Source organism: Nostoc sp. CHAB 5715 (assembly GCF_020829685.1).
Lineage (GTDB): Bacteria > Cyanobacteriota > Cyanobacteriia > Cyanobacteriales > Nostocaceae > Nostoc.
In genome coordinates this window covers 1-8417 of record NZ_JAIVFR010000236.1, presented here as the reverse complement: position 1 = coordinate 8417, position 8417 = coordinate 1, and the positions used below count along the sequence as shown (strand labels likewise).

Sequence of the window (8417 nt, the reverse complement as noted above, 5' to 3'; positions counted from 1 at the left end):
ATTTCTCTGTTTATCTTCCCTATAACAACTTTCGCGCAGCCTGTAGCAGCTTCCGCCTTCCTTGCAGCAACTTCCGCCTTCACGTTTCAGTGTTTCGCGTAGTCTGTAGCAGCTTCTGCCTTAACAGTAGCAACTTCCGCTTTCACGTTTAAGTGTTTCGCGCAGTCTGTAGCAGCTTCTGCCTTGAAGATAAGCTGTTCCACATTGAACTTGCATAATTAGGGCAGGCATTTCGGCCCACCCCACAAGGATTAATCTTTGCTAGCTAAATAAAAACAGGGATGCTCCCTTATCTTGTGAAGAATTGCTTGAGTTAAACATTTGCTAGATGCTACCGTCTACAAAATGGAACAGAAGTTGAAGGGGTTTCTTTAACCATGAAGGGCAGACACAAAGTAGCTTATAGTTTGACATCGCTGATCAGTCTCAACTTAATATCTAGTTTAGTTGCATTTGATGGTGCGATGGCTGCGCCAACGCCAAAGGCGAACGCCACAGTACCGAGAACCCCAGATAAAAGTCTTAATTGCGAGATTTTAGTTGTGGGTGGTGGACTTTCTGGTGTCGCCACAGCTTACGAGGCTTTACTAGCAGGACGAACGGTTTGCCTCACGGAAATTACTGACTGGCTGGGAGGACAAATTTCTGCTCAAGGCACATCTGCGTTAGATGAACGTCCAACTCAGCGTGCTCTCAAATTCTATTCTCGCGGCTACCTAGAATTACGAAACCGGATTAAGCGCAAATACGGTGAACTTAACCCCGGTGACTGTTGGGTAAGTGACTCCTGCTTTCTTCCCCGCGATGCTCACACCATTTTGGTTCAGATGCTCAAAGATGCCGAGAAGCAGGGCAAAGGGAAGTTGCAATGGTTTCCTAACACGGTAATTAAAGACTTGGAAATCGCTGCTGATGGCAAAATAATTAATAGTGCGATCGCTATTCAACATCAACCACCAAAAGGCGCACCACCCCTCAATAGTTTTACTTTATCTCAAAGTATTGAAGATTCTTATAGCTACGAAAACTCATCTCGATTTACCAAAACTATTCTCCGTTTCCTCCCCAAGGCAGATAAAGGGGATGCTCCTAAATGGTACGTCGTAGACGCGAGCGAAACTGGAGAAATTATTGCACTTGCTGATGTCCCCTATCGATTGGGTATTGATGCCCGTTCTTACCTAGAACCTTCTGCTTCCAGTACCAACAACGATCCTTATTGCCCTCAAGGATTTACCTACACCTTTGCAATGGAGGCAACTAAGGAACCGCAACCGCAAACGATGCCCCCATTTTATTTAGAATACGCACCATATTTTAGCTATGAATTAAAGCGACTGGCTAACTTTGACTTAGTTTTCACCTATCGTCGCATTTGGAGTCCAAACAAAGGCAAACCAGCAAAATTCGGCGGTGTAAGTTTTACTGCTGCTACACCAGGGGACATCTCTATGCAAAACTGGACTTGGGGTAACGACTACCGCCCCGGAACAGCCAAGGATAACTTAGTTTATAGTCGCCAACAGTTACAAGGGACTGGGCAGTTAAAATCAGGGGGCTGGATGGGAGGACTGCGAACAGAAACCCTCCGCAAAGCTGAAGAAAATGCCCTCTCATTTTATTATTGGTTGGTAGCTGGGACTACAGATTCCCAACTAGGGGAGGCTGTAAAGCAGCAGCAAAGCAATAACCGCTTTGTTTCCGGGTTAAATTCTCCGATGGGGACAGTGCATGGCTTATCAAAATATCCTTATATGCGCGAAGGACGGCGCATCATTGGCCGCCCTAGTTGGGGACAACCTGGTGGCTTTGGTATTTGGGAAATTGATATTTCTCGCCGAGATTACAATGATCAGTATTACTCCCAGACTCTGCCAACAGATATGTATCGGAGACTACGAGCAGCACTTGCAGGTTTGGAAGCAGTATCAGTAATTGAAGGTAAAGTCTCACCAGAAAAAGCAATGCGACGGACTCGTTCTACCATCTTCCCCGACGCTGTGGGTATTGGTCACTACGCTATAGATTTCCATCCTTGTATGGTGAATAGTCCCCCAGAAGCCCCTGGTAATACAGAACGTCCAGGTGAAAGGCGTGGTGCTGGTCTTGCTTATCCCTTCCAAATTGCATTGAGGGCAATGATTCCCCAGAAAATTGATAATTTGCTGGTAGGAGGCAAAAGCATTGCTACTAGTCATATTGCTGCTGCTGCCTATCGAGTCCATTCCTTTGAATGGTCATCTGGCGCAGCTGCGGGAACTGTTGCTAGTTTTGCCATCAAAAATGCGATCGCACCCTACCAACTAGTCGATGATTTACCCAAACAAGAGCCACAACTGGAAGCACTCAAACGGCTTTTGCAACAAAATGGTAACCCCACAGCCTTCCCCGATACATCCATTTTTAACGAAAACTGGGATAATTGGAGGTAGGGCATTGGGCATTGGGCATGGGGCATGGGGCATTGGGCATTGGGCATTGGGCATTGGGCATTGGGCATTGGGACTGAATTCTTTCCAATACAGAATACCTAACTCCTAACTCCTAACTCCTAACTCCTAACTCCGCACTCAGCACTCCCCACTCCCCATTCCCCACTCCCCAGACAATCGACTAAACTAGTTGTTTGTAGTGTAGTTTTGTAAAATCCTCTTGACCAATTGTTCTATGGTTATGACACTTTCAGCAGATGTTTACGGGATGGCCACAGCACCAACTATAGCTCCTGAACGGTCTAATCAAGTTACCCGTCAGACTTATCCGAATTATAAAGTGATCGTATTAAATGATGATTTTAATACATTTCAACATGTGGCTGAATGTTTGATGAAATATATTCCAGGGATGAGTGGCGATCGCGCATGGGATCTAACTAATCAGGTACACTATGAAGGTCAAGCGATCGTCTGGGTCGGGCCCCAAGAACCTGCGGAACTCTATCACCAGCAGCTGCACCGAGCAGGTTTGACAATGGCACCTCTAGAAGCAGCTTAATTATCATGGGCAAACCCACCGCAGATTCTCTCCGAGCGGCTTCGCAAAAAGCTGGCAGATTGGTTTGGAATCACTCGACCCACCTTTCTGGTCTTATCCCCATTTTAGAACGTCTTTGTCAGCAGGATAACATCCAAACTGTGACACCGGGAGTGATTGGGCAAGCAAAAGGCCATTGTCCGAAAATGCAATTGCGCGTGTCAGTACCGATTCGCGGCGGCTATAAAGTAATTGCACGGCAGGGGAAGACGGTACAAGAGGTCTTTATTTTAACCCCTTTGCCGCAGTCAGAATTGGAAACGGCATTAGCGATCGCTATGAAATGATAATTTTGTCATTAGTCATTGGTCATTAGTCATTAGTCATTGGTCATTAGTCATTCGTTAATAAACTGTAGACTGTAGACTGTAGACTATTGACTAATAAGCAGACCTAGCTAACCAATAGATGGTTATGCCCAAAGCCGACCCAGCTATTACCTGAACTGGTGTATGTCCGAGTAATTCCTTCAGACGGTCTTGGCTAAAGTCTGGTTTTTCATGAAATAATTCATCAATCATTTGATTGAGGATACGAGCTTGCTTACCAGCCGCTTGGCGAACTCCGGCTGCATCATACATGACGATGATGGCAAAAATCATCGCAACGGCAAAATCAGGAGATGCCCAACCGAGTGTTTGCCCTACACCGGCGGCTAGAGCTGTAACTAAAGCTGAATGGGCGCTGGGCATACCTCCGGTTGTCACTAAAACACGTACATTCAGTTTGCGATTTTTGACGATCTCGATTACGAGCTTTAGGGCTTGAGCAATTAAACAAGCTATCAGAGCAACCAACAGCACCCGGTTGTCTAAAATGTTGCCTATGTCCTGCATGGTATTTTGGTTAGGTTAGTAGATATTAGCAGCAGTTGTTGGTTGAGGAAACATTTAGATTCAACCCAAAATCCAAAATTAACCTAGTACATCACGGTGGAAACAGACCAACTATTCAAATTCACCCAAAAGCTTACTTAATAAGCTTTTTGGATTTTGATATGAGTGAATTTTGAATTTCGCTAGACGGTGTAGTATAGCATGGCGTGAATCAACCACCCACTCCAAATTAATAAAACGCTTACGAATTACGAATTACCCAAAGCGTTGCTAGTTATTGCGGCTGATGATAAAATGAGCGATCGCTTGGAGTGATTTGGCTCTCTCTCCAAATGGTTCTAATTCCGCACAAGCTGCTTTAACTAACTCTTGGGCTTTTGAGCGAGATTCTTCAAGTCCCCAAAGGCTAGGATAGGTCACTTTCTGGGCTTTTTGGTCTTTACCCGCAGTTTTGCCTAATTGCTCTTGGGTAGAAGTGATATCCAAAATATCATCAATGATTTGGAATGCTAGCCCAATATTTTGAGCATAACGGGTCAGTCGCTGCACATCTTCAAGTGATGCCCCAGCTATGATCCCGCCACAAACTACGCAAGCTTCCAAAAGAGCGGCCGTTTTGTGTTGATGAATGAAATTTAGCGTTTCTAGGGAAATATCTGATTTACCTTCCGACTCTAAATCGACAACTTGACCGCCGACCAAACCAGCTGCCCCCAGCGCCCGACCAAGACGGGCAATAACCTGCAAGACTAGCTCTCTGTTAACACTTTGGGGGGTTTGAATGGCAACAAACTCAAAAGCGAGAGCCAACAAGCCATCCCCAGCCAAAATCGCCACATCTTCGCCATAGACTTTATGATTTGTCAGTTTCCCACGACGGTAATCGTCATTATCCATCGCTGGCAGGTCGTCATGAATCAACGACATTGTGTGGATCATCTCCACAGCACAAGCCGTCGGCATGGCCATTTCAATGGTTCCACCGATCATTTCACAGGTAGCAAGGCAAAGAATAGGGCGTACACGCTTGCCTCCAGCTAATAACGAGTAGCGCATCGCCTCATAAATCTTTTCTGGATAAATGATCGGGATAGCCTGATCTAAAGCAGTATCACAAAGCTTTTGGCGCTCTTTGAGATAAGCTGCTAAGTTAAACGTGGCTTCCTCTGGTGGTGTCTTTTGAACGTTATCAGTTGCTACCATTCTTTAATTCCTACATTTTGGGATTTTTGTCCTATACGTCACAATTTTAAGGTGCTGTGGTGCTGAAAAAATGAAGAATTAGGAATTAGGAGTAGAGACGCGATTAATCGCGTCTCTACAGGAATTAGGATTAATAACTCTTAACTTTTAACTCATCACTTCTCACTCCTCACTTTCTTGCCGCCTTGGAATAGCTGGCAAATGTATTTTGCAACAATATGGCGACAGTCATAGGGCCAACACCACCAGGAACAGGGGTGATAAATTCTGCTACAGCAGCTGTTGATTCAAAGTGGACATCGCCAATTAAACGGCTTTTGCCACTAGCATCGGTGACGCGATTCATTCCCACATCTACCACAACAGCGCCTGGTTTTACCATGTCAGCAGTGATTAGTCCGGGACGACCTACTGCTGCAATTAGAATATCAGCATTTTGAGTGATGCTTTTGAGATCATGCGATCGCGAGTGAGCGATCGTGACTGTAGCATCAGCTTCTAGTAGCATCAATGCCATTGGTTTACCCACCAAAATACTGCGTCCCACCACTACTGCCTGTTTTCCCTGCAAAGGAATCTCATACTCTTCTAAAAGCCGCATCACACCAGCCGGGGTGCAGCTGCGTAAACCTGTTTCTCCCCGGACTAGTCGCCCCAAGTTAACTGGGTGCAGTCCATCAGCATCTTTATCGGGATCAATTTGATGTAGCAGAGCCACGGCATCCAAGTGCTTAGGTAAGGGCAGCTGCACAAGAATTCCATCCACCCGTTCATCGTGGTTTAGTTCAGCTATGACCTGTTCTAACTCCTCAAAGGTAGTTTGGGCGGGAAAATGCTTACCATAAGAGGCAATACCAACTTTAGCGCAAGCTTTTTCTTTATTACGAACATAAGCTGCTGAGGCTGGATTATCGCCAACCATCAGCACTGCTAAACCAGGCGATCGCCCAATTTTTGGTTGTAATTGTGTAATGGCAACAGAAAGTTCTTGCTGAATTTTTGCAGCTATTGTTTTACCATCAAGGAGTTTGGCAGTTTTTGTTTCCATGAGAATTCCCAGCTATAATTCGCCTTTTGTCAAAATATTTGCAACAAGTCTTTCCCCCTGCCCCCTGCCTTTTAATTGGTGTCGTAGCGTTTTTCTCACAGTGAATTCATAATCTTTATTTTCTCAGATCAATGGCGTTATCTGAAGAATAAAGAATTAAGGATGAAATTCAGAACATTTTTTGCTCAGTTAAGAGTGTGTTTCTGAAAGTGCAGATAATAGTATAGATGGGAACAGACCTGATGAAACTGGCGACACAAGCAGTGAAGCAAAAATTTGCTCAATCGGTGGCTTTCATGCAACAAACGAGAAATTTACCCCTTTCGTTCTTAGACTTCTTGCAAAAGTCCCCAATACCCCACCCCCAACCCCTCCCCTTAGCAAGGGGAGGGGAGACAAAGCGTAGCTTTGGCGGGGTGGGGTTCTTATTTTTGATTTATGCAAGAGGTCTATTGTACGGACACAGTATTATTCCCTACCGCCTGGGGTTGATTTTTTTATTGGTAGTGGGACTTTGTAGTTGTGGTAGTTTAACCTCGTCTAGCTTGAATAGGACTAATTTTAAAATTGGTACTAATGTCACCCCAATTCGAGAAATTAAACCAGAACAAGACAATAAAGCTATAGTTTACATCCAAGGTAAGGTGGAAAAGAAAGCTCCTTTGATGAAGCAGTGGGCTTATCAAATTAGTGACTCAACTGGCAAAATTTGGGTTGTCACCAATCAAAAGAATCTGGCTGAGGAGGCACAAGTGGTGATTAAGGGTAAAGTTCGCTACCGAAGTATCCCTTTAGCTGGTAAAGAATTGGGGGAAGTTTATCTAGAAGAATAATTAGCAATTAAAAATAACATAATGAACAATCAACCGATACATGTAGCGATCGCAATTCTCTATCAAAAAAACAAGTTTCTTATGCAACTGCGAGACAACATCCCCAGTATTCTCTACCCTGGTTACTGGGCGCTATTTGGCGGTCATATCGAACCTGGGGAAACGCCAGAGGTAGCAGTGAAGCGAGAAATTTTAGAAGAAATCGGTTATATCTTACCACCCTTTGTTGAATTTGGCTGTTATCTTGACGAAAGAGTTGTTCGTCATGTCTTTCATGCACCACTCTTGGTGGAATTAAATCAACTGGTTTTGAATGAAGGCTGGGATATGGGGTTATTGACCCCAGAAAATATTTACCAAGGTAACTGTTATTCGCAAAACGCTGGTGAAGTGCGACCTTTGGGGAATGTGCATCAAAAAATTATGTTGGATTTCATTCAGACATACCAACAAACCTAGTGCCGCAAGGCAAAAGTCAGCCCCTTTGGGGAAGTCAAAAGTTAACACTGAGCGGAGTCGAAGTGTCACGCGTTCAAAAGTCAAAAGTATTTAGGACTTACGCACTGTACAAATTCATTGTGATGTGCATTAACGATGCTCCCGGAAGTTTTCAGGCTTTTCTTAATTATCCTGCGATCGTCAATAGACCATGCTGTAGGGGCACAGCAATGCTTATAGGTGTCAACTTAACGTAAAACTTGGCAATGACGTTATAAGCTGTTCCACATTGAAATTGCATAATTAGGGCGGGCAAATCGCCCCACCCCACAAGAGTTATATAAATTTTAGATATGCAAATTAGATGTGGTTTAGCTTATTAAGCCTACTCAATTACCAATTAAGTCGTCGGAACCCCTCCCCTTACCAAGGCTACCGTGTATACACAAGTCTGAAAATTACACCTCACACTTGGTTTCGTCGTCTAGCTCTAAGCTGTTGGAGCGCTTTGTCAGCCTCTGTCATTGCGAGGAGGAACGACGAAGCAATCGCAAAAACTACGAGATTATTTTTGAATTTTGAATTTTTAAGGGATGGGGTTTTTAGGGATTTTAAATGGTTGCTGTATTTCCGCCGACCTGTACTAGTTTATGCCTGCTTGCGTATATTGCAATTGCAGCATGATCTCCTAAATGGTTATATGCTTTTTCATGAATCAAAATCGAAGCCAAAATAGAGTTAGAACTCTTGTGGAGCGATCGCTAATGCAATCAGCAAATAAACTACCGCGATGGTTAACTATAGGATTGGCATTTCCCATTATTATTCTCAATGGCTGGCTATTGCTTCAGGTTGTACAGTATTTTCAACCCTTGGTTAGCATTATCGCCGCCGCCATCCTGCTTGCTGATAGCGCTGCATCAGGTTCGTCCAACCACCCTTGGTTTTCTCCCAGGTGTTCATTACTGCGATCGCATGATCTATTTCCTGTCGTGCGGAGCGTTTCGATTTCGTTGCTAATTCTTG

Annotated in this window: 8 protein-coding genes and 1 pseudogene; 6 read left to right on the top strand and 3 right to left on the bottom strand. The window is 44.4% G+C overall.

Annotated features, from left to right (window positions below; genetic code table 11):
• The first annotated feature begins 377 nt into the window (after positions 1–377).
• From LC574_RS14865 to LC574_RS14855, 3 genes are all read left to right on the top strand, one after another.
• The gene (locus LC574_RS14865) at positions 378–2432 is read left to right on the top strand and encodes an FAD-dependent oxidoreductase (protein ID WP_229454236.1); all 2055 of its coding nucleotides are present in this window, start codon (positions 378–380) and stop codon (positions 2430–2432) included.
• 235 nt (positions 2433–2667) lie between these two features.
• Positions 2668–2994 (top strand): ATP-dependent Clp protease adapter ClpS, encoded by a 327-nt coding sequence (clpS, locus tag LC574_RS14860; protein WP_306422120.1) that lies wholly within the window; start codon positions 2668–2670, stop codon positions 2992–2994.
• Positions 2995–2999: 5 nt separating this feature from the next.
• Complete coding sequence (locus LC574_RS14855; RefSeq protein ID WP_229454235.1) at positions 3000–3320, top strand: DUF2103 domain-containing protein; 321 nt, start codon at positions 3000–3002, stop codon at positions 3318–3320.
• A gap of 93 nt (positions 3321–3413) precedes the next feature.
• Here LC574_RS14855 and LC574_RS14850 read toward each other — a convergent pair whose 3' ends face one another.
• The 3 genes from LC574_RS14850 to folD form a co-directional block, all read right to left on the bottom strand.
• The gene (locus LC574_RS14850; RefSeq protein ID WP_229454234.1) at positions 3414–3869 is read right to left on the bottom strand and encodes a divergent PAP2 family protein; all 456 of its coding nucleotides are present in this window, start codon (positions 3867–3869) and stop codon (positions 3414–3416) included.
• A gap of 270 nt (positions 3870–4139) precedes the next feature.
• A complete protein-coding gene (gene crtE, locus LC574_RS14845; protein WP_229454233.1) occupies positions 4140–5072 on the bottom strand; it encodes a geranylgeranyl diphosphate synthase CrtE in 933 nt (310 codons plus the stop codon).
• A gap of 169 nt (positions 5073–5241) precedes the next feature.
• On the bottom strand, positions 5242–6120 hold the full coding sequence (gene folD / locus LC574_RS14840; RefSeq protein WP_229454232.1) for a bifunctional methylenetetrahydrofolate dehydrogenase/methenyltetrahydrofolate cyclohydrolase FolD: 879 nt from the start codon (positions 6118–6120) through the stop codon (positions 5242–5244).
• 242 nt (positions 6121–6362) lie between these two features.
• Between folD and LC574_RS38495 the strand changes: the two genes are divergently transcribed.
• From LC574_RS38495 to LC574_RS14825, 3 genes and pseudogenes are all read left to right on the top strand, one after another.
• A complete protein-coding gene (locus LC574_RS38495; RefSeq protein ID WP_306422119.1) occupies positions 6363–6953 on the top strand; it encodes a hypothetical protein in 591 nt (196 codons plus the stop codon).
• A gap of 21 nt (positions 6954–6974) precedes the next feature.
• A complete protein-coding gene (locus LC574_RS14830; RefSeq protein WP_229454231.1) occupies positions 6975–7412 on the top strand; it encodes an NUDIX hydrolase in 438 nt (145 codons plus the stop codon).
• 743 nt (positions 7413–8155) lie between these two features.
• Positions 8156–8299: pseudogene (locus LC574_RS14825) on the top strand (AI-2E family transporter); the annotation flags it as partial.
• Positions 8300–8417: the final 118 nt, after the last annotated feature.

Excerpts from the sequence above, each read along its gene's own strand:
- LC574_RS14865 (WP_229454236.1), top strand. The coding sequence starts at position 378 with ATGAAGGGCAGACACAAAGTAGCTTATAGTTTGACATCGCTGATCAGT.
- folD (WP_229454232.1), bottom strand. The coding sequence starts at position 6,120 with ATGGAAACAAAAACTGCCAAACTCCTTGATGGTAAAACAATAGCTGCA.
- clpS (WP_306422120.1), top strand. The coding sequence starts at position 2,668 with ATGGTTATGACACTTTCAGCAGATGTTTACGGGATGGCCACAGCACCA.
- LC574_RS14850 (WP_229454234.1), bottom strand. The coding sequence starts at position 3,869 with ATGCAGGACATAGGCAACATTTTAGACAACCGGGTGCTGTTGGTTGCT.
- LC574_RS14830 (WP_229454231.1), top strand. The coding sequence starts at position 6,975 with ATGAACAATCAACCGATACATGTAGCGATCGCAATTCTCTATCAAAAA.
- crtE (WP_229454233.1), bottom strand. The coding sequence starts at position 5,072 with ATGGTAGCAACTGATAACGTTCAAAAGACACCACCAGAGGAAGCCACG.
- LC574_RS14855 (WP_229454235.1), top strand. The coding sequence starts at position 3,000 with ATGGGCAAACCCACCGCAGATTCTCTCCGAGCGGCTTCGCAAAAAGCT.
- LC574_RS38495 (WP_306422119.1), top strand. The coding sequence starts at position 6,363 with ATGAAACTGGCGACACAAGCAGTGAAGCAAAAATTTGCTCAATCGGTG.